18 protein-coding genes are annotated in these 25,361 nt (G+C 41.6%); 3 read left to right on the top strand and 15 right to left on the bottom strand.

The window, feature by feature from the left end; translation table 11 throughout:
- Positions 1 to 51 precede the first annotated feature (51 nt).
- The 10 genes from ACT3TH_RS05260 to sdhC all read right to left on the bottom strand — a co-directional run bounded on the left by ACT3TH_RS05260 (position 52) and on the right by sdhC (position 15,490).
- Positions 52 to 2,238 (bottom strand): glycosyltransferase, encoded by a 2,187-nt coding sequence (locus ACT3TH_RS05260; RefSeq protein WP_444754803.1) that lies wholly within the window; start codon positions 2,236 to 2,238, stop codon positions 52 to 54.
- A 106-nt stretch (positions 2,239 to 2,344) separates the two neighbouring features.
- Complete coding sequence (gene sucD / locus ACT3TH_RS05255; RefSeq protein WP_444754802.1) at positions 2,345 to 3,220, bottom strand: succinate--CoA ligase subunit alpha; 876 nt, start codon at positions 3,218 to 3,220, stop codon at positions 2,345 to 2,347.
- Between the two features lie 138 nt (positions 3,221 to 3,358).
- Complete coding sequence (gene sucC / locus ACT3TH_RS05250) at positions 3,359 to 4,525, bottom strand: ADP-forming succinate--CoA ligase subunit beta (RefSeq protein ID WP_444754801.1); 1,167 nt, start codon at positions 4,523 to 4,525, stop codon at positions 3,359 to 3,361.
- A 145-nt stretch (positions 4,526 to 4,670) separates the two neighbouring features.
- Entirely contained in the window at positions 4,671 to 6,125 is a 1,455-nt protein-coding gene (gene lpdA, locus ACT3TH_RS05245) for a dihydrolipoyl dehydrogenase (RefSeq protein ID WP_444754800.1), read from the bottom strand.
- A gap of 263 nt (positions 6,126 to 6,388) precedes the next feature.
- Positions 6,389 to 7,630, bottom strand: a complete 1,242-nt coding sequence (odhB, locus tag ACT3TH_RS05240) for a 2-oxoglutarate dehydrogenase complex dihydrolipoyllysine-residue succinyltransferase (protein ID WP_444754799.1) — start codon at positions 7,628 to 7,630, stop codon at positions 6,389 to 6,391.
- Positions 7,631 to 7,769: 139 nt separating this feature from the next.
- Positions 7,770 to 10,655, bottom strand: coding sequence for a 2-oxoglutarate dehydrogenase E1 component (locus ACT3TH_RS05235; RefSeq protein WP_444754798.1), 2,886 nt, complete (start codon positions 10,653 to 10,655; stop codon positions 7,770 to 7,772).
- A 908-nt stretch (positions 10,656 to 11,563) separates the two neighbouring features.
- Positions 11,564 to 12,274, bottom strand: coding sequence for a succinate dehydrogenase iron-sulfur subunit (locus ACT3TH_RS05230; RefSeq protein WP_444754797.1), 711 nt, complete (start codon positions 12,272 to 12,274; stop codon positions 11,564 to 11,566).
- 213 nt (positions 12,275 to 12,487) lie between these two features.
- Complete coding sequence (sdhA, locus tag ACT3TH_RS05225) at positions 12,488 to 14,338, bottom strand: succinate dehydrogenase flavoprotein subunit (protein ID WP_444754796.1); 1,851 nt, start codon at positions 14,336 to 14,338, stop codon at positions 12,488 to 12,490.
- A gap of 361 nt (positions 14,339 to 14,699) precedes the next feature.
- A complete protein-coding gene (gene sdhD, locus ACT3TH_RS05220; RefSeq protein ID WP_444755114.1) occupies positions 14,700 to 15,101 on the bottom strand; it encodes a succinate dehydrogenase, hydrophobic membrane anchor protein in 402 nt (133 codons plus the stop codon).
- A 2-nt stretch (positions 15,102 to 15,103) separates the two neighbouring features.
- Positions 15,104 to 15,490: a succinate dehydrogenase, cytochrome b556 subunit gene (gene sdhC, locus ACT3TH_RS05215; protein ID WP_444754795.1), complete on the bottom strand. Its 387-nt coding sequence runs from the start codon at positions 15,488 to 15,490 to the stop codon at positions 15,104 to 15,106.
- 1,017 nt (positions 15,491 to 16,507) lie between these two features.
- Between sdhC and gltA the strand changes: the two genes are divergently transcribed.
- Positions 16,508 to 17,788 carry a citrate synthase gene (gene gltA / locus ACT3TH_RS05210; RefSeq protein WP_444754794.1) on the top strand — a complete coding sequence of 427 codons (1,281 nt, stop codon included), beginning with the start codon at positions 16,508 to 16,510 and terminating at the stop codon, positions 17,786 to 17,788.
- Positions 17,789 to 17,941: 153 nt separating this feature from the next.
- On the opposite strand, the gene ACT3TH_RS05205 is transcribed toward gltA, so the two are convergent.
- Both ACT3TH_RS05205 and ACT3TH_RS05200 read right to left on the bottom strand, forming a co-directional pair.
- Positions 17,942 to 18,907: a hypothetical protein gene (locus ACT3TH_RS05205; protein ID WP_444754793.1), complete on the bottom strand. Its 966-nt coding sequence runs from the start codon at positions 18,905 to 18,907 to the stop codon at positions 17,942 to 17,944.
- A gap of 29 nt (positions 18,908 to 18,936) precedes the next feature.
- Positions 18,937 to 19,485, bottom strand: coding sequence for a type IV secretion protein Rhs (locus ACT3TH_RS05200; RefSeq protein ID WP_444754792.1), 549 nt, complete (start codon positions 19,483 to 19,485; stop codon positions 18,937 to 18,939).
- Positions 19,486 to 19,906: 421 nt separating this feature from the next.
- On the opposite strand from ACT3TH_RS05200, the gene ACT3TH_RS05195 reads away from it, so the two are divergent.
- Positions 19,907 to 21,199 carry a replication-associated recombination protein A gene (locus ACT3TH_RS05195; protein WP_444754791.1) on the top strand — a complete coding sequence of 431 codons (1,293 nt, stop codon included), beginning with the start codon at positions 19,907 to 19,909 and terminating at the stop codon, positions 21,197 to 21,199.
- 325 nt (positions 21,200 to 21,524) lie between these two features.
- Positions 21,525 to 22,637, top strand: coding sequence for a bifunctional 3,4-dihydroxy-2-butanone-4-phosphate synthase/GTP cyclohydrolase II (ribBA, locus tag ACT3TH_RS05190; RefSeq protein ID WP_444754790.1), 1,113 nt, complete (start codon positions 21,525 to 21,527; stop codon positions 22,635 to 22,637).
- 146 nt (positions 22,638 to 22,783) lie between these two features.
- Here the strand turns inward: ribBA and ACT3TH_RS05185 are convergent, their stop codons facing one another.
- The 3 genes from ACT3TH_RS05185 to ACT3TH_RS05175 all read right to left on the bottom strand — a co-directional run bounded on the left by ACT3TH_RS05185 (position 22,784) and on the right by ACT3TH_RS05175 (position 25,336).
- Positions 22,784 to 23,275, bottom strand: a complete 492-nt coding sequence (locus ACT3TH_RS05185; protein ID WP_444754789.1) for an acyl-CoA thioesterase — start codon at positions 23,273 to 23,275, stop codon at positions 22,784 to 22,786.
- 50 nt (positions 23,276 to 23,325) lie between these two features.
- Positions 23,326 to 24,285: a hypothetical protein gene (locus tag ACT3TH_RS05180; RefSeq protein WP_444754788.1), complete on the bottom strand. Its 960-nt coding sequence runs from the start codon at positions 24,283 to 24,285 to the stop codon at positions 23,326 to 23,328.
- A gap of 64 nt (positions 24,286 to 24,349) precedes the next feature.
- Complete coding sequence (locus tag ACT3TH_RS05175) at positions 24,350 to 25,336, bottom strand: uroporphyrinogen-III synthase (RefSeq protein WP_444754787.1); 987 nt, start codon at positions 25,334 to 25,336, stop codon at positions 24,350 to 24,352.
- Positions 25,337 to 25,361: the final 25 nt, after the last annotated feature.

Genomic DNA, 25,361 nt, shown 5'->3' with positions numbered 1-25,361 from the left:
TCATTCTGACTTTAATTTAAAAAAATGAAATATATAATTTAGTTTTTATTTTTAGTATTGATTATATATATCTGTTGCATTTTTCACCATTTCTGGCATTGAAAAATTCTCTTTAATCCATTTTTTTGCTTCTACAGAAGATGATTCCATAAAAAGTCGATCATTAAATATTTTCAAAATACCTTTTGCTATAGTTTTAGGATCATTGTTTTGAAGAGTAGAACCAGTAACTTGTTCTATAATAGTTTCACGACATCCACCTACATCAGAAGTTAAAACAGGTACACCGAAGCTCTGTGCCTCTAACAACACATTTGGCATTCCTTCTGCTAAAGAAATCAGTACACATAGATCCATAGCGCTGTACATAACTGGCATATCTGAAGTGAAACCAAATATGGAAACCTGCTCCTCGAGTCCATTACTATTAATAAAGTTCTCCATAGACTCTCTTAGAACACCATCTCCGACAAAAACAAATTTTATATCAGCTCTTTTTTTACTAATTATTTTTATGGCTTCTAAGACGTTAAAAGGTAGTTTTTCATAAGCTAACCTGCCTACTATACCAACTAATAAATCATTTTCGCTGGCCATTAACTGGTGTCTTAGTAGTTCAACTTCATTGACTTCTATTAGCTTCTCTGGTATATGAATACCATTGTATAGTACGCCAGTTTTTTCAAGTGTATCGGTATTATCTAATCCAAGCCATCTGTCGAAGCTATTTGCCGATATATACGAATTATTATATAGTTTGACATTTTCGTGTTTTAAAATATTGAGTAATATATCTTTATTGAAGTTACATTCTAAAATATGCTGAGAAGTCACAGCATATTCTGTAGGATTCATCATCCCAGGATTAAGTACAATTTTAGGAATACCAACAATAATAGCAGCCATAGCTGCTTGTATCTCTAGCTCCAACGTACCAATAATATGTACAATTTCAGGTCTTATTTCATCAAATACTTTGATAAACTTGATAATAGAGTTTTTACGGTACTTTGGATATAACCTGTTAAGATAAGCTTCATTGATACCATAACTATTGAGGTTTTCGTCCCCTTCTACACTTATGTCATCCAGTACAATTATATCTGATACGGAATTGACCAATTCAGTATTTTGTATTGCGCTTCCATTCGGAGCTAATGATGGAGAAATATAAGTCACGTTTTTGTCTGTGTAACTATTAAGACAGGATGCTAACCTCATTGCTTTTTGAGGTGAACCTCCAGTACCTTGATGCATTCCCACAATAACAATCCGAGAAGCATCAAAGCTAGTTGGCTTTAAACCAGAAGAGGCGTCTTTCAAAATCTTATTACAAACATGAGATACTAGAAGAACTTCTTTATTTACACTAAAGTCTGATAATTGAGCAAGACTTTTTATTGGCTCATAAAAAACATTTAGACTATTTAAGACGTTTAAAAGTTCTTCGTAATTGTCTATATACTTACTTCTATCTATCTTTATTAGTTCAGATAAACTCCATAACTCAAGAAGATATATTCCGTACTTTTTAGATATAACATATAACTTATGCAACACTTTTTGTTCAGAGACCTGTCTTGTATACTCCCAAAGCAAATAGTCTTTAGTATTTTGAATATCTCCAGAGGTTTCTAAAAGATTTACCATTTTATCAAAAGGAAATTTATATATTTCATTTAAAGCAACTAATCTATTAATAGTATAATTTAGGGAATCACTGTCGCCCTGTTTCTTGAGATTATTTATTACGTTTTGCAAATTTTCAAAATCAAAGTTGACTATGAATAGATCCAAAAAACTTTGATTTTTATCATATAACTTCTCTAAGTAGATTTTTTCATTAATAGATTTTAATATCTGATTCTTTTGAGATATTGAAGCTTCATGCTTCAGTTTACTTGTTAAATTCTTAGTAATTTGACTTAAAGGCTTATCATCTATTTTAAGAGAAAGAGGTGATTTAACTTGAGTTACAACTTTAGCGTTGTCACTGTTGAGAACATTGCTAAGATAATTACTATCAATATCATCGGATGACAATCTATTTTTAATGATTTTGGGAGTATAGTTAGAATCTATAAGAGATTGTCTAGGTTTGAGAATGAGTTTTCTTGTTTTTTTATTTAATACTACATTGTATCCTAATATCGACAAGGTGGAGTCCTTGTCAACTTGGTATTTGATATCTGATATTTTTTCTTTATCAAAAAATACGAGCAGCTTATTTAACTTCATTATCAATTCCAATTTAGTTTAGTTATAAAAAAACACCCCATTGTAGGGGTGTCTTTGTGTCATTTCAATGAACTTTTGGTAGTTAAAGTGTAGGTATCTCCCTACATTACCAACCAGTAACTTCTTTTAGCTTCTCACCAAGTTTAGATGGATCACGCGTGTAAGCGATACCAGCATCTTCAAAGGCTTTGAATTTTTCTTCAGCAGTACCTTGACCACCAGAGATGATAGCACCGGCATGGCCCATACGCTTGCCTTCAGGAGCAGTAACACCAGCGATGTAACCAACAACTGGTTTAGTGACATGGTCTTTGATGTAAGCGGCTGCTTCTTCTTCAGCAGTACCACCGATTTCACCAATTAAGATAATCGCTTCAGTCTGTGGATCATCTTGGAACAGTTTTAACGCGTCAATCTGGTTCATACCAGGAATCGGGTCACCACCGATACCGATACAAGTCGACTGACCAAAACCAAGCTTAGTCGTTTGTGCAACGGCTTCATAAGTCAATGTACCAGAGCGCGAGATGATACCCACTTTACCTGGCTGATGGATATGACCTGGCATGATACCAATTTTGCACTGACCTGGAGTGATAACGCCTGGGCAGTTAGGACCAACCAAACGTACATCGCCAGCCGCTTCAAGATAGCGCTTAGCTTTTAGCATATCGATAGTCGGTACGCCTTCAGTGATCACAACGATCAGCTTAACGCCTGCATCGATTGCTTCAATGATAGAATCTAGTACGAATGGTGCTGGTACATAGATAACAGAAGCGTCAGCTTGAGTCGCTTCCATGGCTTCCGCCATGGTGTTGAATACTGGTAGGCCTAGGTGAGTTTGACCACCTTTACCTGGCGTTACGCCGCCAACAACTTTAGTACCGTATTCGATGGCTTGTTCAGAATGGAACGTACCGTTTTTACCAGTGAAACCTTGTACCAATACTTTGGTATCTTTATCGATTAATACACTCATTATTTTTTCCTTGTATTCGGTTGTCTTGTGATAACCACTTGATGATTTATCGATCAATAATTAAAAGCGATCTATTTTTATACCAACAAGTTGCTATCACGCTTTGACTACGATGCTTAAGCACCTACATTTAAAGGATTATGCTTTTACAGCATCTACAATTTTTTGAGCAGCGTCAGATAGGCCTTGAGCTGAGATAAGCTTTAGACCAGACTCTTCTAGAATCTGTGCGCCTTTTTCAGCGTTGTTACCTTCTAGACGTACAACAACAGGTACTTTTACGTCAACTTCTTTAATTGCAGCGATAATGGCTTCTGCAATCATGTCACAACGTACGATACCACCGAAGATGTTGATTAGAACACCTTCAACACTGCTGTCTTCTAGGATGATTTTGAACGCTTCTACTACGCGATCTTTAGTAGCCCCGCCGCCAACGTCTAAGAAGTTAGCAGGCTTTCCGCCATACAATTTGATAATGTCCATCGTGGCCATTGCAAGACCAGCGCCATTAACCATACAACCGATATTGCCTTCTAAAGCAACGTAGTTTAGGTCAAATTCAGCCGCTTTAAGCTCACGCTCATTTTCTTGTGTTTTGTCTTGTAGCGCTGCAATTTTAGGCAAACGATAAAGAGCGTTCGAGTCGATACCAATTTTGCCATCGACACAAACGATTTCGCCGTTTTCACGAACGGCTAATGGGTTGATTTCCATTAAAGCAAAGTCGTTTTCGATGAATGCTTTATAAGCGCCAGTCATCAATTTAACGAATTGATTGATTTGCTTGCCTTCTAGACCTAGCTTGAACGCAACATCACGCGCTTGAAAAGGTAGTAGACCAACTAATGGGTCAACATTCACTTTAAAGATCTTTTCTGGAGTATTGTGCGCTACTTCTTCAATGTCAACGCCGCCTTCAGTAGATGCCATGAAAGTCACACGACGCGTAGCACGGTCAACTACTGCACCAAGATATAGCTCAGTTTGTACTGGATACATATCCTCTGCAACCAATACAAAGTTAACTGGCTGACCATCAGCGTCAGTTTGGAACGTTACTAGATTGGTACCGATAAGTTCTTCAGCAACTTGTTTGGCTTCTTCACGAGTTTTAACCAGTTTTACACCACCTGCTTTACCACGGCCACCAGCATGTACTTGCGCTTTGATAACCGCAATGTCAGTTGGCGTCTTATCAAAAGCTGCAGCAGCTTCATCGCCGTTATAGGCAATAATGCCTTCTTGGATAGGCAGTCCGTAGCTTTTTAATAGCTCTTTTGCTTGATACTCATGTAGATTCATTGATTGTATCCTTTATTTTTTACAATTAATAAAAAGTGAAAACAAGTGCACATAGACATACGTCCAATACACTTATGATCGCAGCGACACCTTAAACAGTGACACCGCGATCAGGTTATAAGTCGGTACTTATTAAAATAACTACTTATTTCTTACGCTTTTTACGCTGAATGGCGTGAATAGCACGGCCATCTGCAGACAGAGCAGCTTCATGCACCGCCTCTGAAATAGTTGGATGCGCAAAAGTCATTAGCTGTAAGTCTTCGATACTAGAGACAAACTCCATTGCGATCATGCCTTGATGGACGATGTCGCCTGCACCAGCAGAAATAGCGTGCATACCTAACAGACGATCTGTTTTGGCATCAGCAACAACTTTGATAGAACCTTGGGCTTCGCTTTGTGCAAGTGCACGACCGTTGGCCGCTAGGTTAAATGAGCCAGTTTTAACTTCATAACCCGCTTCTTCGGCTTCTTGTTCAGTCAAACCAACCCATGCGATTTCTGGATGCGTATAAATAACATTGATAATCGTATCATAGTTAATTTGAGCTTTTTCGCCATGAATGCGCTCAACGGCCATCATGCCTTCTTCCATCGCTTTGTGCGCAAGCATAGGACCACGTACCAAATCACCGATAGCATATACACCATCAAGATTGGTTTTGCATTGATCATTTACATCGATCAGGCCGCGTTCAGTCAATGTGATACCACTGTCTTCACCGAGTAATTTTTCAGCGTAAGCACGGCGGCCAACACAAACGATAAGCTTATCGAAGCTTTCTTCAGATGACTCACCTTTGCTTTCACTGGTAACGACCACTTGATCGCCTTTTACTTCAGCATTGGTTACTTTGGTATCAACACGGATATCAAGACCTTGCTTTGTTAGCATCTTACCAGCTTCTTTGGCAATATCTTTGTCAGCAGCAGCAAGGAAGCTTGGAAGCGCTTCATAAACGACTACTTCTGCACCCAGACGACGCCATACAGAACCAAGCTCAAGGCCGATAACACCAGCACCGATAACGCCTAAACGCTTAGGGACTGAGGTAAAATCAAGGGCACCAGTAGAATCAACAATACGATCGCCGTCAGTTTTAGCAACTGGAATCTCAATAGGGACAGAACCTGCTGCAAGAATGACGTTTTTGGCAGTAATGGTAGTTTCACTGTCATCTTCTAAAGCAGTGAATTTCACCTTTTTGTCAGTACCTTTGCCATCAACCAATGTGCCCCAGCCTTGTAGCCAGTCAACACCATTGCCTTTTAATAATGCAGCAACACCGCCCGTCAATTGCTTAACGATGCCTTCTTTACGTGCAATCATTTGCTCGATATCGATGGCTACGTCGCCAGTACTGATACCGTGCTCACCAAGATCGTGTTTGGTGGCTTCATAACGATGCGAGCTATCAAGTAATGCTTTTGATGGGATACAACCAACGTTTAAGCAAGTACCGCCAAGTGCAGGCTCACCTTTATAAACACGTTTTTCGATACAAGCAACACTCATACCCAATTGGCCTGCACGGATAGCGGCTTCATAACCACCAGGACCGCCGCCGATGACGACTAGATCATAATTGTCTTTCATAGTACGTTCCTATTTTTTAAATTCTAAGTTCTAATTTCATTTGTCATGCGAATTACGGGTTATCAGAGTAATGGATAAAAAATGGTCTTAATTTATAGTCAATATACTATGTTAGTAAACTACATTCTTATTCATCATTAAAAGATAATAAACAATTAAAAATTCATTGTTTTAATGAATCAATCGATCGTTTATACAAAACCCGGTATCTATACTAAAGTTAAAAAGCTTGTATTAGCGGTTGCCAATACAAGCTTAAAAGCTTACAGGTCTAGTAGTAGCATGGCTGGGTCTTCGACCAACTCTTTAATAGTTACTAAGAACTGTACTGCTTCTTTACCATCGATCATACGATGGTCATAAGATAGAGCAAGATACATCATTGGTAAGATTTCGACTTTACCATCAACTGCCATTGGGCGATCATTGATAGCATGCATACCTAAGATAGCGGTTTGCGGTGGGTTCAGAATAGGCGTTGACATCAATGAGCCAAATACACCGCCATTTGAAATGGTAAATGTACCACCAGTCATGTCTTCTAGACCAAGCTTACCTTTTTGAGCAAGGCCACCAAGCTCACGGATACGGCTTTCAACATCCGCCATGCTCATGCGATCTGTATCACGTAATACTGGAACCACCAAACCACGATCTGAAGATACGGCTACACCGATATCATAAAAACCATGATAAACAATGTCGTCACCGTCTAATGAAGCGTTCACTGCTGGGAAGCGTTTTAGAGCTTCTGTGGCCGCTTTCACAAACAATGACATAAAGCCTAGGCGTACGCCATGACGTTTCTCAAACTGGTCTTTATATTTAGCACGCATGTCCATCAACGGCTTCATGTTAACTTCGTTAAACGTAGTCAACATTGCAGTTTCTTGGGAAGCTGCTAGCAAGCGATTCGCCACTGTCTTACGAAGACGTGTCATTGGAACACGTTTTTCAGTACGCTCACCCATTGATTCAGCGACTGGACGGCCACTGTCAGACTTAATACTGCTGTCTGCTTTCAACGTTGGATTTGCCATATCTGTTTTAGTGACACGGCCACCACGACCACTACCTTCAACTTCTTTAGGATCTACGCCGCTTTCTTTAACCGCTTTACGGACTGCTGGGCTTTGATCTTTGTGGTCAGCTTCGTTTTTCTTATCTGTCACTTGTACAGGCTCGCCACCATCAGTGGCTTGCTTCGCTTGTACAGGCGCTGCTGGTTGATCTGGATCTACAGCAGGAGCAGTATCTGCACTGGCGCTGGCACCCGCTTCAAATTCAGCGATAAGCTCGTCAGATAGAACCGTATCATCAACCTGCTTAACGATCTTAGTAAGAACGCCATTATCAGGCGCTACAACTTCCAATACGACTTTATCAGTTTCGATTTCAGCCAATAGGTCATCACGATTTACTTGCTGACCTTCAGTAACATGCCATTCAACGATTGTGCCATCGGCAACCGATTCTGGAAAAACGGGGGCTTTGATATCAGCCATCGATATACTCCTTAGATTTGGATATTCATACTTATTATTAAGTCGTGATAAGCAGTCAGTACTATTTAAATCGTGTTACTCATATTGTATTAAATAATACTGCCTGTCATCGCCTGATTCATTTATCTTCTATAATCTATTAATTAGACAGCTCGTCGACACTTATACCAAGTCCACCAGCGATCAACGCTTGCTGCTGCTGAGCGTGTATTTTTGGTGAGCCTGTCGCAGGTGCAGCACTAGGAGGACGTGCTACTGGCTCCATGACTTTTGCCTTGGTTGGGTGCGGTACAACAATACGGAACATATGCGGTGCTAAATAATACCAAGCGCCCTGATTAAGCGGCTCTTCTTGCGTCCATACGATCTCGGCCAAGTTGCTATACTTCTCAATCTCAGCAATCAGACGTTTTTCTGGCAACGGATAAAGCTGCTCAATACGAACAATAGCAACATGGTCTAACCCTAAAGCACGGCGCTGTTCAAGTAAATCATAATAAACCTTGCCGCCACATAGCACCATACGCGTTACTTTATCTGCGTTGTGATCGTCCATCTCTGGTAGTACGGTTTCAAACTTACCATTAGCCAACTCTTCTAAGTTCGACGTTGCCAACTTATGACGTAGCAAACTCTTCGGTGACATGACAATTAATGGTTTGCGAATTGGGCGTACAGCTTGACGACGCAATGCATGATAAATTTGCGCAGGCGTGGTTGGTGTAATTACTTGCATGTTGTCTTCAGCACATAGCTGTAAGAAACGCTCAAGACGAGCAGATGAATGCTCAGGGCCTTGACCTTCAAAGCCATGCGGCAATAACATAGTCAGACCACAAACGCGCTGCCACTTAGTTTCGCCACTGGCGATAAACTGATCGATGACTACCTGAGCGCCATTGACGAAATCACCAAACTGCGCTTCCCAAACGATTAATGCGTTTGGTACTGTAGTTGCATAACCATATTCAAAGGCCAACACCGCTTCTTCTGATAGCAATGAGTTATAAGTTGCAAAACGGGCTTGTGTTTCACTCATGTGAGCCAATGGCACATACATGCTACCATCGTTGACATTGTAGATTTCACTATGACGATGTGAGAACGTACCACGGCCTACATCTTCACCTGTAATACGTACTAATACGTCATCATTGTCTACCAATGAAGCATAAGCCAATGTCTCAGCCGCACCCCAGTTCAAGGGTTCTTCGCCAGTTTGCATGGCCAAACGTTGCTCTACCATCTTTTGAACTTGGCGCTGTAACTTATAGCCTTCTGGCATCTCAGCCATACGGCGTCCATAAGCTTTGAGCTTCTCAATATCTACGCTGGTGTCCCATTCATCGACTAAATCGTGACCCAGATAAGGTTTCCAATCGACAAATAACGTTTCGTTAGGCTCATTGACTAATGAGTTGGCAACGTAGTCACCACGGTCTAAAGACTCACGGTAGTCATCTTCGTACTGTTTTTCTTCTTCAGCATTCAAGACACCATCTTCAATAAGCTTTTGCGCATAAAGAGTACGTGCCGTTGGTAGCTTTTTGATCACAGCATACATAAGAGGCTGAGTTGCTGACGGCTCATCCGCTTCGTTATGACCATTACGGCGATAACAGAACAAATCAATGATAATGTCTTTATCAAATTCGCGGCGATAATCTAATGCCAACTGCGCGGCAAACACGACTGATTCAGGATCATCGCTGTTCACATGCAAAATCGGCGCGTGAACCATTTTAGCAACATCAGTACAGTACTCTGTTGAACGAGCATCTTCTTGACGACTTGTGGTAAAGCCAACTTGGTTATTGATAACAATATGTACTGTACCGCCAGTGGTATAAGCACGAGTTTGTGACATCTGGAAGGTTTCTTGAACGACACCTTGTCCAGCGAATGCTGCATCACCATGAATGACGATTGGCAATACTGAATTGCCATCTGTATCTCCCGTCAAAGGCTCATCATTACGACGAACTTGACGTGCGCGTACTGAACCTTGCAATACAGGGGCGACAATTTCAAGATGCGATGGGTTAAATGCCAAAGCCAGATGCACTTCGCCGCCTGGTGTCATCACATTAGATGAAAAACCATTATGGTATTTAACGTCACCTGAGCCTTTTTCTGGCTGTACTTTACCGTCAAACTCATCAAACAAATCGGCAGGGTTTTTACCCAATATATTTACCAATAAGTTTAGGCGTCCACGGTGCGCCATACCAATGACCATCTCTTTGGTGCCATAGTTACCAGCACGTTGAATGATTTCATTGATAGCAGGAATGAAGCTTTCGCCCCCTTCTAAACCAAAACGCTTAACACCTGTATATTTACGTGCCAGATATTTCTCTAAACCTTCTGCTGCCGTTAAGCGCTCAAGAATAGACAAACGCTTTTCTTTATCGAACTTGATATAACCTAAGTTGGTTTCTAAATACTTTTCCATCCAGCGTTTTTCGGTGCTGGTAGTTACGTGCATGTATTCGACACCAATATAACGGCAATAGACCCGTTCCATGATTTCGATAATTTCACGTAAGGGCGCTTCATCTTTACCAATGTTCAAATCATTGGTAGGGAATACAGTATCAAGATCTGCTTCTGATAAGTTATGATAAGCCAGCGTTAGATCTTCCACTTCGGCACGTGGATGCAAATCTAATGGATCAAGCTTAGCGCGACGATGACCACGGCGACGGTAGGCCGAAATTAACTGTTGTACACCCATTTGTTTGGGATCGGCACAGTTAGCTGAGTTGTTGGCGTTTGAATCGGTAGTTTGAGCACTACCTTTATTGGCGGTTTGATTGCGAGCAAGCAATAAAAACTGATCTTTAATAGCATTATGGTGTGCATCGTTCGGCGACTTATATTGTTCAAAATACGTTTGCCAATCTTCACCCACGCTATTAGGGTCGTTTAAGTACTGCTCATAAAGGGCTTCTACATAGCTGGCATTATCAGCAGCCAATTCTGTATGGGAAAGACTCACTGCTTCTTTAGTTATACTATTCATAATAATCGTCTATTTTGATAGATAAATGAATGGAATCGTGCTTATTCTTGTGTAATCTGTTCTGTGCTAGCTATTTGACACTATATCTAGTGAGATCAAGCATCATTCGATAAAAATTTACCGTTATATAAATCTGATGTCACTTACTTCTAATGGCATTAACTACTATAATCGGTAATGCTAAATGGTCATGAACAAGCGTTAGTGCAATACTTTTAGTAAAAATATAATTATTTGTGAACGTTCAGTTTTCTTATCTGACTCGTTCCAAAACATTAATTTATATATACTATTTTCAGGCATAAACAATTTATCAATAATAAAATATCACTCAATTGTTAATGCTTTTAATCAGCTTATAAACCAATCATTGATATCGATATACTTTGGCATTTCTAAGATATTATTTGTTATCAGCCAAACATACACTGCCGTATAGAATACCACGGCTACTTTTTATGACATAGTTTGTTTGTTCAATACTAGATATTTATGTAATGAATACCTAGTATCATTTTAAACACATTATCTGAAGTTAAAGTTTTTCTGATACATCTATAGATAGCAGAAATTCAAATAAATAGTCATTTTTCTAGCAAGAAAGTTGTCTACCAACGTGCTTCGGTATTCTACCATTTAACTACGCTAATATCTCTTAGCGAATGCTTTTTTCTCCTAGTAATTATATAGATTGCTTGCCTGTATATCATGTATTCTTACACACGACCAACGTATTGTAAGCACAGCCTTACCTTCAAATATATATCATTATTTTCATTGTTATAACCTTCCATAACTTGATAGAAGTTTTTAAATAGCATTAGAGTATGACAGGCAAAAAAACACCACCTAATGACCAGGTGGTGTTTTCGTATGACATTGATAAAATATCTTATGCTTATAAACAGTTAACCGGCTTGGTCAATCAGCAGACTACGTAGATGACCAATGGCTTTGGTTGGGTTCAAGCCTTTTGGACAAACTGATACACAGTTCATGATGCCGCGGCAACGGAATAGGCTGAACGGATCGTCCAAACGCGCCAAACGCGCTTGAGTATCACCATCTCGGCTATCTGCAACAAAGCGATACGCGTGCAATAGTGCTGATGGGCCTAAGAACTTTTCAGGGTTCCACCAGAATGATGGGCAGCTGGTTGAACAGCACGCACACAAAATACATTCGTATAGACCGTTTAATTTTTCACGCTGCTCAGGTGACTGCAGACGCTCTGTCGGTGGCGCTGGTTGGTCATTGATTAAGTACGGGTGTACTTTTTCATATTGCTCATAGAATTGGTTCATATCAACAACCAAATCACGAACTACTGGTAAACCTGGTAATGGGCGAACCGTGACTTTTTCTGGCAACGTGTTCATGTTGATTAGGCAGGCTAGACCATTTTTACCGTTGATGTTGACGCCATCAGAGCCACAAATGCCTTCACGGCAAGAGCGACGGAAGGTGAGCGTTTCATCTTCCTTTTTCAAGCGTAATAACACGTCAAGCAACATACGATCTGACTCTAGTAGCTCAATCGTATAAGTTTGCATGCGCGGTGCTGCGTCCAGATCAGGATCGTAGCGATAGATTTCGATGGTGCGAGTACCTCGGCTCATAATGCTAAACTCCACACATAGGTGATGGCGGGCATACAAAGATTGCAACATACTAACGCTATCTATCTATAAGTCGGTACTGATAATCGATATAAATACAGACCAATAGTATGATAGCGCTGGCATGGGCATGTAGCTGGCGGTCACCTTTTAATAAATTAATAAGGGATAAAACGTTTACGCGGATCGTTACATCAAACGCACGGTCTAAACTTAATAGACACGAACTTTTGGTTCAATATAATCAACCGTTAATGGCACTTTGCGAACTGGCTTATAAATGATACGGTTGCCTTCAGAGTACCATATAGTATGCTTCATCCACTCATGGTCATTACGGCCATTTGGTGCATAATCATCATCCTCTGGACGATCATAGTCAGACACACTATGAGCACCGCGGCTTTCATGACGCTTCGCTGCTGATATCATCGTGGCTTTTGCCACTTCATACAAGTTAGCGACTTCAAAAGCTTCAATACGGGCTGTATTAAATACTTGTGATTTATCAGCCAAATGAATTTTTTCTATTTTTTCACCCAGCGCTAAGATCTTCTCAACACCTTCATCCATCATGGCTTGTGTACGGAATACACTGGCATGTGTCTGCATGGTCGCACGAATCTCATCCGCAACATCTTGCGCATTAAATCCTTCAGTTGACTGTTGTAGCTTGTCTAAACGGCGCACTGTGAAATCAAGTACACGTGGATCTAGTGGTTTATAATTGTGGTCAGCATGATGAAACTCATCAACGATATGCTTACCAGCCGCGCGACCAAATACCAATAAATCAAGTAGTGAGTTGGTTCCTAAACGATTGGCACCATGAACACTGACACAAGCACATTCGCCGATGGCATAAAGACCTTTAACCACATTGCCTTTTGCATATAAACCATCTTCATCCGTACCAGCTTCTAGATCAGGTACAATCACTTGACCATGAATCGTCGTTGGAATGCCGCCCATCATATAGTGAATGGTTGGAATAACAGGGATAGGTTCTTTAGTGATATCAACGTTGGCAAAGTTTTTACCAATCTCAAATACTGATGGTAAACGCTTCATGATGGTTTCTACACCCAAATGCGTCATATCCATGACGATATGATCGGCATTAGGACCACAACCACGACCTTCTTTGATCTCTTGGTCCATAGAGCGTGATACTAAGTCACGCGGAGCCAAGTCTTTCACGGTTGGTGCATAACGTTCCATGAACGCTTCGCCATCTTTATTACGCAAGATAGCACCTTCACCGCGGCAACCTTCAGTTAACAGTACACCAGCGCCATGGACACCGGTTGGATGGAACTGCCAGAACTCCATATCTTGTAGTGGAATACCCGCACGGACTGCCATACCGATACCGTCACCAGTATTGATATAAGCATTGGTTGAGGCAGCAAAGATACGACCTGCACCGCCTGTCGCTAAAACAGTGATTGGTGACTGGAATACAGCCACTGTACCAGTTTCTTGTTCAAGCGCAACGACGCCATTGATGTTGCCAGCTTCGTCTTTAATCAAGTCAAGAGCAATCCACTCGATAAAGAACTCAGTGCCTTGCTGTAAGTTTTTCTGATATAGCGTGTGTAGCAACGCATGGCCTGTACGGTCAGCTGCAGCGCAAGCGCGTTGAACGGCCTTTTCGCCATAATTTGAGGTATGACCACCGAATGGACGCTGATAAATCGTACCATCTTCATTACGGTCAAACGGCATGCCCATGTGCTCAAGCTCATAAACAACTTTTGGCGCTTCACGGCACATGTATTCGATAGCATCTTGGTCACCTAACCAATCTGATCCCTTGACGGTATCATAAAAGTGAAAATGCCAGTTGTCGTTACTCATATTACCCAAACTTGCACCAATACCGCCTTGAGCGGCAACAGTGTGCGAGCGCGTTGGGAATACTTTGGTCAGAACTGCAACCTTCATACCTGCTTCCGCCAAATGTAGTGAAGCACGCATACCGGAGCCACCGCCACCAACGATGACTGCATCGTAGTTTAGGGTCTTAATGTTACTGATGGTATTGTCTTGTCTAGTTGCCATTACGGTTTTCCTAATGCCTGTTAATGCTTAAAAGTAAATAAAAAGGCTATTTTGAACATCATCGAATTGCAGGACTCACATCTTTATATGCGGTCAATACATGCACTTATTCAAGCGGATGATACAAATCGCCTTTGACCACTTAAATTGCATATCTATCGTTATATTAGGCTAAGTTCGCTCAACTCTATATTCACTCAGTTACTAATCTATTAATAATCTGAATGATTGGTTAAACCAGCACCAGCCCAATGCTATGACTATTTTTGGCTTCTAACGGACAACTCATATGTCAGCTGCACATAATACTAATAAGTCTGTCCGTTATGGTTTATAGATATTAACGGTAATAAGTTAGTGGTTAAACCGCAACAACACTAGCTGTACCCCAAAAAATCATGATGCCCCAAAATAGAAACACTAAGATGGCGATAATCATCAAAGTCTGTAATACCAAACGTAGTCTTGGCGCGCTTTCTCCCATCTTGCCAGAAGTAATGTAATCGGTGAATACCGTCCACATTCCAACCCAAGCATGACCAGCTAACGCTAGTATAGTCACTAAGCTAAATAAACGCATAGGCAGACTGGTCATAAATGACGACCATTCAACATAAGTAACATTACTATGGGTCAAAAAGAATCCCAGTAATACCACACTATACACAGCCAAAACGACAGCACTAATACGCTGGACAATCCAATCGCGTGAACCAGAGCCTGTCAGACCAGTAGCACTTTTGGTTCCTGAATCATTTTTTATCATTAGAACATCACCCATACAAATGACGCGACAATTAGAATCGCTGAAATCACAAAACTGGCCATAGAAGCAGCACGGCCAGATTTTAGCTCTTCAGTCATGCCCATATCAGCAAATAAATGCTTGATACCCATCACAAAGTGATAAGCGATTGAGGCAACAAAAATCCACGCCACAAAGCGCACAAGTACGTTATCAAATACGGTTTCAAAACTCTCAGGCGACGCCAATGAGTTCTGTAGTAACCACAACATGACAGGAATCAGTAAAAATAAAATAATGCCAGAGATACGATGCAGAATTGAGGCGATCGCAATCGGTGAGCGATTAACGCTAATCACTTGGCTTAAAGGCAGATCAATAGGTCGGTTGCTTTTCACAGCGGGCATCCTTTTTGCGGTTATACTCCTGTATATGCTAGCCATGCTTAACATAAATGGTATTAAACACTGAGCAACACACGAGACGAATAAAGTAAGGAAGAGCTAGCTGACTTCGTTTGGTTTGCGCCAAATATGAAGAGACGGTCATTTGGTATAAGGCATTGATAAACTGTTTAATATTTCGCATGGCTCATCAAATTGATAGGTTTATAGAACAACCCATCTATCATAGAACAAAGAAAATAAACATACGTAAGATCGATTAACTAGTCTATTTTTACTGTCTATCATGATAAAAACAACGTTGCTCCATTATTAGTATCATGACAAACTTTGGAACAAGTACTTAAAAATAGAACAGTTAACAAGAACATTTGAACCGTGAATGGCGATTCTTGTCTATCAAGACATTATAGAGTCGTAACCAATTATGAATAGAGAAGGCTCTAAACAACATTATATCATGACCGCTTATCAATCCGCACAAAACTAATGCCAGTTACATTCCTCTAATTATAAAATGACTGAGCGACAATTACAAATTTATCCCCTAAATAGTGGAAATAGGACAATGAGTTAACAAAGAAATAGAGGATCGTAATAAAAAATTTTTAGAATCATCTAATTGACTGAAAATTTATACTCAACTCAATCCATCTGCCACTCATGCTCTACTTGTTTTTGACACATATAATCATAAAAAATTATTCATTAGTTTGAGAAATCTTTGCAAAAACTCCAGTAAGAATATGTTTTTGCTTATCATCATAGAGAAGGTAGTTTTAAGCGAAATAACCAAGCAGACATATTTTGATACAAAAATTACAGTGAATAAACACGACTACACCGCGCCAATTAGAGGCACTGTTGGTAAAAGTCTTTTCAAATCATAAAGAATTACTGCTAATATACCTTGCGTATCAAATGAGCTAAGTTCAAATTACTTGTTTAACTGATGACGACGCGAGGGTATGCGTCTGAGATAATTTTATTCTAACAAGCTAAAAAAATGGAGATTAAATTATGGCTGATAATCAAGCCACATTGACTGTAGATGGTAAGGATTACCAACTTCCTATTATTGAAGGCACTTTAGGCCCGTCGGTAATTGAAGTTGCTGCTTTCCAAAAAGCTGGCTACTGGACTTATGATCCAGGTTTTATGGCGACAGCGCCTGTCGAATCAAAAATTACCTTCATTGATGGCGGTAAAGGCGAGCTATTGCATCGTGGCTACCCTATCGACCAACTAGCGAACAATGCAGAATATCTAGAAGTCGCTTATGCTCTGATTCATGGTGATCTTCCTAACAGTGAACAAAAAGCAGACTTTTTCAAGAAGATTCACGAACATACGGGCGTTCATGACCAATTACGCAAATTTTTTGAAGGCTTCCGCCGTGATGCGCATCCAATGGCTATCATGGTTGGTGTCGTTGGTGCGTTGTCAGCGTTCTATCATGAACATTTAGACGTAAGCAACGAAGAGCATCGTGAAATCACTGCGATTCGTCTGATTGCAAAAATGCCAACGCTTGCTGCGATGAGTTATAAATACTCACGAGGCGAACCGTTCATGTATCCACGTAACGACTTTAATTACGCCGAAAACTTCTTGTACATGATGTTTGCAACGCCTGGTGATGTAGATTACAAAACCAATGATGTCATCACCCGCGCCATGGATAAGATCTTTACTTTGCATGCTGACCATGAGCAAAACGCATCAACGTCTACTGTACGTCTAGCGGGCTCTACAGGTGCTAATCCTTACGCTTGTATCGCTGCTGGTATTGCTGCTTTGTGGGGCCCATCACATGGTGGTGCTAACGAAGCCGTCCTTGAGATGTTAGACGAAATCGGTTCAGTTGAAAACGTGCCCGAGTTCATGGAAAAAGTGAAAAGCCGTGAAGTGAAGCTAATGGGCTTTGGTCACCGTGTTTACAAAAACTTTGACCCACGTGCACAAGTCATGAAAGAAACATGTGACGAAGTACTAGGCGCACTTGGCATCAACGATCCTAAGCTTGAATTAGCAATGGCACTTGAAAAGATTGCGTTGGAAGATCCGTTCTTCGTCGAGCGTAATCTATATCCAAACGTTGACTTCTATTCTGGCATTATCTTGAAAGCCATCGGTATCCCAACGTCAATGTTCACCGTTATCTTCTCACTAGCTCGTACTTCTGGTTGGATCAGCCATTGGTTAGAGATGCACAGCACACCTTTCAAAATCGGTCGCCCACGTCAGTTATATACGGGTGAGAAGCGTCGCGATTTCGTAAAAGCTGAAGATCGCAAATAAGAAATAGTCCTACACTTTTTATAAAAAATCCCGCCATTGTGCGGGATTTTTTATGGATCTATTTTTTGATTTAAATACTTTGAGCCTTACGTTCTTCGTTCAATATAGGCTTTGGTAAGTGATAAATAGCACAATCACACCTGCTCACAATCACTACTGGAATTCTCTCAAGGTCTGTTCGTATTTTGCAATTTGCTCATCGTAATCTTGAATGGTGTCATTAAATTTGGTCATAAGCGCTTCAAACTCTTTTTGTTGATTCAGTTTCATCTGCTGCATATCGACGACTTGCTGATCTTGTATCTGTTCCCAAACCTGATGTTGAATAATCAGTCTCGCTAATGCAGGACTCTTTGCGCTAACACGCCCCGCAATCTCTGCATGTTCAAACAACTCTGGCACCAAAGTTGCGATATTGATCAGCGTATCTGCGTCCTCTGCACTAAGTGGCGTCGTTACAGGCTGGTAAAGTGCATCCATCACTTGTTGATAACGGTCAATGATTTGATCTTCTGTCAACATCGTAGGTTTGCGCGGCTCAAGACTGATGCGCTTTAATACCGTTAAATCACGCTCACCCACTTCCGTACTGGTATTGATATCATCTTCAGTGTTCAACTCACTTTCGCTGTCTGTAGCAACGTCGGGTGCAGTCAATGCCACGGCAGATTCTGTATTGATATCGCTCGTTGCGTTATCATTAGTGCTATCATCAGCAGTAGGATCACCTGTTAGTAAAGAGTTTTCACTATCTGAAGCATCAGCGGCCTGCAATGACTCGTACTCCGCTTGTAGACGGCGCTGTAGTCCTTGTACTTGGGCAACGTATATAGGTTCAAACTGCTTAATACGAGCAGCAGCTGAATCACTTTTTGTCATAGGCCTGTTGTCTTCAGCACTGGTTTTTTCAGCAGGCTGGGTATTGTCTGTCACTGGCTGCGTGTCTGATGGCTGCTGGCAACCCGTCAAAAATAACACACCAGTGAGTGTTGCTATCAGCAAGGTTGGCGATCGCCATAAGGAATGGCTTGTTTGAGGCATACAGTCCTTATAAGCTGCATCCATCTCAGCGTCTTGGCTTGCATCAATCGCAAACGTTGCTGGCAAAAATTTAAACATGAGAGTACTTATCCTTATCAATGCAAATGTTAAAAGCTAACTTTATCATCATTCATTACTGACTTGTTTTGTGTGGTTCTGTCGACGGACTGCGCACCCAAAAATGGAATGCAGGCTTCTAAATCTCGGCAGTCTTGTCCACGCTGACGACGAATAAAATAGTCTTGCACCATGCGGGCTTGTTGCTCGATGCCATACTTAAAAAACGACTTGCCAGTTTCGAGCACATAATCATAACGTCGATTCATAACTGCACCGCGCACTACTTTTAGACCTCGCTGTAACTGCCACACATGGGTCAACTCATGTATTAGCCAACCTTGTTTGCCAAGGGGCGCGTGGCTAAAATCTGTAATCCAATCTGCTGGATGAAAATAAATATTGCCATTAGGGCTAACTGCGTAGTTCTTTAATACCCACCAAGCTGTTTTTAATTGAACTTCACCTAGCTGAATACTGTCACCAAACACTGAACGTGCCAGCGTTATTTCTCCAGACGTCAATAAGCGTGACTGCTGTTTAGCCCCTCTAGGTAAATAGCATTGTGACAAATATTTAAAAACAGGTTGAAACCTCATTTCTGTCATACCTTATATTTGGCGAACCGCTATGGGTAATTGACTACGCTTTATAGACTGTCTTTGAAAACCACACCTGAGAACGTTGACTTATTAGTTAGTCATACTCCATTAATGAGGATAAAAATCTAAAAACTAAAGCGTTTAGGACATAAGTTGTACATTTAGTTGACTTTCATTAACGTGAATCTACGGTAGCCTAACCTTTATAACAGTGCTTCTATGACTATAATAATACTTTTACAATCATACTTTATTTTTACCTGTCTAAATTAGCCCACATTGACTCATGATGTTTAATATTCATGATGCCTAGTATTCATGAGTCACTTATTTTGATGCATTGATGAGCAAGCCACGAAACGCTGCTGTTTTGATCAATTGATGACCCTACATTTTTATTACTATAATAGAGAGCTTTATGTCGACTAACTTCCATGCTGATACTCCCCTTGCCCAGCGTATGCGCCCTACCACGCTTGATGCTATTATCGGTCAAGAGCACTTATTAGCAGATGGAGCACCATTACGACGTTTGGTACAACAAGGTCATCTGCCTTCCATTATTTTGCACGGCGAAGCTGGGATTGGTAAAACAACCATCGCGATGCTACTGGCTGATGCGGTGGGCAGGCCTTTTCATGCCCTGTCTGCTCTCAATACTGGCGTTAAGCAATTGCGTGAAGTATTAGATAGCAAAGATTCCCTTAGCTTTGAGTCGCCTGTGGTGTTCATTGATGAGATTCATCGTTTTAACAAAGCCCAACAGGATGCACTATTAGGTGCGGTAGAGTCTGGTGATATTACATTAATCGGTGCCACAACTGAAAACCCTTCGTTTAGTGTCAATAATGCGCTGTTGTCCCGCTGTCAAGTGTATCGCTTGCAGCCATTGACGCCCGAACAAATCAGTGCAGTACTACAGCGGGCACTTTTGGAAGATAAAGTACTCCAGAAATTGACTATCGACTTGCAAGCACAGGAAACTATCAGCCAATTGGCACACGGGGATGCAAGAAAAGCACTGAACGTATTAGAGCTTGCCATTCAAACAGCGGACACCAATCAATCATCCCTTATCATTGACAATGAGCTGGTCGGTCGGGTAGCACAGACGGCTTTGGTTCGGTACGACAAAGATGGTGAGCAGCATTATGATATCGTCTCTGCCATGATAAAATCCGTACGTGGCTCAGATCCTGATGCAGCGCTGTATTGGATGGCGCGAATGCTGGTTGGCGGAGAGCCTGCTGATTTTATTGCGCGGCGTTTGGTTATTTTGGCCAGTGAAGACATCGGGAATGCCAATCCTAACGCGCTACTTCTTGCCGATGCTGCCTTGCGAAGTGTACAGTCAATCGGTATGCCAGAAGCCCGTATCATTTTGGGACAAGTAGTGGTCTACCTTGCCACCAGTGCCAAAAGTAATAGCACTTATAAAGCCATTAATGCAGCGATGGCGTTGGCAGAAAAAGACGCATCACCCGTACCACTACATCTACGCAATGGCGTAACCAAACTGATGCGCAATCAAGGGTACGGTCAGAACTATCATTATCCACACGATTACCCCAACCATTACTATCCTCAAAGCTACTTACCTGATGCCTTACTAAATAACAGCTTTTATGAGTTTGCAGACAATCAACGAGAGCAACACAGTAAGCAATTTATGGATTGGCTAAAAAACCAAGCCGCAAGCAATGACCGATGATGTGAGGCATTATTCAGACGTTACTGTGCAAAAAATCAGTACTGATCATTGATAAAACTTATTCCTATTTTTGAGAGACTAATCAGGGTAGTACAGAGATGAGGCAGCACGTTGGTGTAAAAAGCGTTAAAATGTCATCATCATAATATAGGCAGGCAATGAGTGAATAAATTCTAAAGCTCCTTACTATCGTTGTTTGCTTTAATCAGAGTACGTTTTGCTTAACCACAACAGCGCTTTGTATCATCTACTGCTACAATAGGCAGATAACGTTTTATATTACGAATCACACTTATTTATAAATAATAAAATATTGAGATTTACTATGAGTTTAAATACGATCCCTGAGATTATCGAAGACATTCGTGCTGGTAAAATGGTCATCTTAATGGATGACGAAGATCGCGAAAACGAAGGTGATATCATCATGGCAGCGACCCATGTTCGACCTGAAGATATTAATTTTATGATTACTCATGCGCGTGGCTTAGTCTGTTTGACCTTGTCACAAGCACGTTGCCAACAATTGGCATTGCCACTGATGTCAGATCGCAATGAGGCAAAATTCAGTACTAACTTTACTGTGTCTATTGAAGCCGCAGAAGGTGTGACCACTGGTATCTCTGCCGCCGATCGCGCTCGTACCATTCAAGCAGCCGTTTCTTCTTCAGCAAAGCCAGAGGACATCGTTCAGCCTGGGCATATTTTTCCAATCATGGCACAAAATGGTGGCGTCCTACACCGTGCAGGTCATACCGAAGCGGGTTGCGATTTGGCACGATTAGCAGGGCTTGAGCCAGCAGCAGTCATCGTAGAAATCATTAACGCTGATGGTACGATGGCGCGCCGTGATGACCTTGAGATTTTTGCAAAAGAGCACAATCTTAAAATTGGTACGATTGCAGATTTGATCAATTATCGTATTGCTAACGAGCAAACCGTAGAAGAGATTGAGACGCGTCCTTTTGAAACTGAGTATGGCACCTTTACCCTGCATCGTTTCCGCGAGTTTGGTGCTGATGAAACGCATTTGGCTTTAGTAAAAGGTGATGTGAGCGAAGGCATCAGTACCGTACGTGTCCATGGCTTCCATCCACTGCGCGACTTGTTTGCTGCTAAAAATGACACGACAGGTCGTGGTGGCTGGAGTGTGCAATCAGCCTTACAAGAGATTAGCGCCGCAGATCGCGGTGTCTTTGTTTGGGTTGGTAATCATGAACCTGTGGACTTGGGAGAGGCATTAGATAAAGCCTCAAACAATCAGTCACAGTCGACCATTACTCAGCAGCCGTATCGTAGCATTGGTGTGGGCGCACAGATATTACGCCATCTTGGTGTTCGTGATATGCGCTTACTGTCATCACCGATGAAATTTTATGCCTTGTCAGGTTTTGATCTTAACGTAGTAGATTTTGTTCAAGCACCGAATCAAGAGTAATATTACTTGAGCATTTGATGTTGTTTTAACCTTTAACATAAAAGATTAGTCAAAAAAAGGCACGCTACTTTAATGTTAGCGTGCCTTTTATTTTGAGCTACAATCAGTCCGAAACAAAAGAGTGATGCGAGAAAGGTATTAACAAATTAAAATGTTGGAGTATGACCAACTTCTGCTTCTAGTGCCAATAGCCGTTCGCGTTCTTCATTTGTCCAAGGTAGCTTGTCTTTGCCTTCACTATCTAAGCGTACTACAACTGCCTCAGCTGTAGCGACGATGGCTTTTTGAGCAATACTATAATAACTGTACTCCATGACGATACTGGTATTGCCCAAACGCTGGCAGCGCACACCCAATAACAACGTGTCAGGGTACGTCACAGGCCGCAAATATTGGCAGCTAGATTGTGCCAATACTGTCACCATACTCCCATCAAACATTCCTAAAGCTTGCAAATAGCCGATACGCGCTGACTCAGAATAACGATAATAAACCACATTGTTTAAATGATTAAAAGCATCCATTTCACCCCAATGTATGGGTTGATGATGAATGATAGGATAATGAGCCAAAGCGTCAGGATGAGGATTGTCTAAAGTTTCAGGCGTTACGTTCAAAGTTTGATTAAAACTGTCCATGAATTATTTCTCTTATTTTTTATATTAATCGCTTTTTAAAGTAGTAGCACTTAGCGTTGAGACTTGTCCAAAATCTGCGTCGTCAACAAGGGCGTTGTCTTCGGTGCACCAGCAACCAATTGATCTAGTAAGTGTATGACTTCTAAAATATCAGTTGGCGCGGCATTGGTTTGTGAGCTGCTCTCAGTCGACGATTGTGTCTTAGTGACAGACGCAGAACGAGAGGGTCTTTCGTCAGCAGTGCTACCTGTTTGCGGTGTAGATACTCTTGGCAATAGGGTCTGCAACTGTTTTTTAGCTTGACGGAGATAACCAATCATCGGCTCTCTTTCTCGCATATTGCTGGCCTGAATCGCCAAGTTCAAAGTCATAATAACTTCGTGAATCACAAGTTGCCGACGCGTTAGAATCACATTTTTATCGCTGGTATTCATCTGCGCGTCAGACGTAGTAGCGCGTTCGTGATTGTGTAAAAAGTCCTGAATGTTTTGAATGGATAAATTCTGTAGTTGCCAAGGACTGGGCTGCGTACTTCTCGCCTGCAAGCGCTCAATGTCTTTAATCAAGCTTTGCTTGATAACAACGGTGAGTGCTGGGGCAATCTCATTGTTGCTTTGAGAGAGCTGCCAATGGAGGCCGCGCAACAACTCTATCGCTGCACTGTCATTGTTGTCTACTAGCAGCCTATCAGCCGCTTTGGTTTGGATACGCAATAAATCCAGCTGGTTTTGAGCTTGGCTACTGGCGACCGTACTCGGCTCTGGCAACGTTTGCTGACTCATCGAAAATAGACGATCGTCCATCTCATTTAAACGGCTAACGACTTGCTCGTTGCTTTGCAAACGCTCGTTGACGTTTTGCTGGAAACGATATTGGCTGATATATAATCCTATTAAAGCGGCAATGAGTAACAAAATAACCAGCCACTGTAGTCGCAACAAAAACATCGTCGCTTGTCGGCGCTGCTGAACAGTAGAAGGATTCTTTAACGATTCAGAATTCATTGACATAAGGCAGTACCGTTATTGATAAGTTTAAACATATTAGTAGCAAGTAAGTAGAAGATAAAAAATACTAAGTCTTTGAAGTAATAGCCGCAAGAATGGTTTGTGGCGCTAAGTCATCTACACGCCAATGGCTTAACTGCTGCTCTGCCACCATATTGGTTAAGCGCTCACCTAATACTACGTAAGCGAAGTCTGACAACGTAACGGCCATTTGATACTCTATAAGGCCTGCGCTTAGACTGTCTAGACTTGGCATTATAGATTTCTCTGATACTTGATTGACGACCTGCGTCCAATGCTCAAAAGCAGTACCGCTACTGACAACAACGATGGGCTTTGATTGCTTGGCTGGCATGACAATCTGCTCTGTATTATATGCTAGAAAATCTTGTAACCACTCCTGATACTGAGTCGCTGCCTCAATTGGCATGATACGCTCATACCAAGCAATACTATCAATATGAACACCGCGTGCCTGTAATGTATCAACCAATAATCGTCGTCCACCAAGACCGCGCCATATCAGTACCCTATCACCTGCTTGCAAACTGTCAATCTCAGACATTGCTAGCATGCCTTCGTTATTGGCAATCTCAGGCTGGCGCACTTGATAACTTGCTGTCTCTAGCCTGACATGACTTAGGGCAGCAGCGGTTGCATCACCAACAGCAATAATAGGACTTGGCGCTTTTAACGTATCAGATGCTGCTACGTCCGCCTGATTATCCGTACTGCATCGCACTTTATGCTCACGCGCCAGTGACTGCCAAACCGCCAACCCTGAAGCAGCAGCGGTTGGACTGACAATAACAAGCGCCTTGTACTTGCCTGCTAACCACTGCTGCATTATCGCGATGTCATTGTCCGTTATCGGCCTCGATTGTAACGCCAACATCGGCATGTCAATCACTGTCATTCCGGCTGCTTGTAGATAGTGTGTCAATGGAGAAGCACGTTCTACTGGTCGCGTATTGATAACCACTTGTGACCCCAATAAGGGTTTGTCTATCTGTTGATTGTTGCCTGTAGACTCAAAATAAGTGGACGATGACATAGAAGTACCATGACAAAAAGCTGAT

The sequence above is a fragment of the Psychrobacter sp. AOP22-C1-C5 genome, assembly GCF_052378885.1.
Lineage (GTDB): Bacteria > Pseudomonadota > Gammaproteobacteria > Pseudomonadales > Moraxellaceae > Psychrobacter.
The sequence above is the reverse complement of the archived record's forward strand: the minus strand, read 5'-3'. Positions and strand labels throughout refer to the sequence as shown.